Here is a 563-nt window from a genome sequence, read left to right as displayed (position 1 = left end):
CAACCGACCGAGATCGTCGTCCATCCACTGCCGAGCCAATGCGATCATTGCCACCACCAATTGCCGGCCGATGGCGCCCGCGTCACGGCGCGCAGGCAAGTCATCGACATTCCGCTGGCGCCGCGCGAGGTTGTCGAGCACCAAGTCCTGGAACAGGTTTGCCGCTGCGGCCGGGTGCACGTCAGCGCCTTTCCCGGCGCGGTCACGGAGACGGTGCAATACGGCCCGAACGTGAAGGCGCTCGCCGTCCATCTGATCCATGGTCAAATGCTGCCGTACGCGCGCGCCGCCCAGTTGCTTGGCGACTTGTACGGCATCAAGCCGTCGACCGGCACCTTGCTCGCCTGGGTTGCCGAGGCCAGCGCCGCTTTCGGCGGGACCGCAGACACGATCGCAGGACAATTGCATGCGGCGGCGCTGGTGCATGCGGACGAGTCGGGCCTGCGCGTGGCCAAGACACTGCACTGGCTGCATATCGCCGCGACCGCCACCCATACCTGGTACGGCGTGCATGCCAAGCGCGGCATGGAGGCGATCGCCGCGCATGGCATCTTGCCAAATCG

The 563-nt window shown here is 66.6% G+C and carries 2 protein-coding genes; one reads left to right on the top strand and one right to left on the bottom strand.

Annotated elements, in window-relative coordinates; translation table 11 throughout:
• The coding region (locus F1735_RS36075) for a hypothetical protein (RefSeq protein ID WP_222853193.1) at positions 1–261 on the bottom strand (261 nt) is incomplete at its 3' end.
• A gap of 6 nt (positions 262–267) precedes the next feature.
• Here F1735_RS36075 and F1735_RS34125 point away from each other — a divergent pair.
• Positions 268–563 (top strand): IS66 family transposase (locus F1735_RS34125; RefSeq protein WP_229506101.1); only part of this gene is annotated, 296 nt, incomplete at its 3' end.

Origin of the sequence: Massilia genomosp. 1 (assembly GCF_011682185.1) — a bacterium.
Taxonomy (GTDB): Bacteria; Pseudomonadota; Gammaproteobacteria; order Burkholderiales; family Burkholderiaceae_D; genus Telluria_A; species Telluria_A rubra.
The sequence above is the reverse complement of the archived record's forward strand: the minus strand, read 5'-3'. Positions and strand labels throughout refer to the sequence as shown.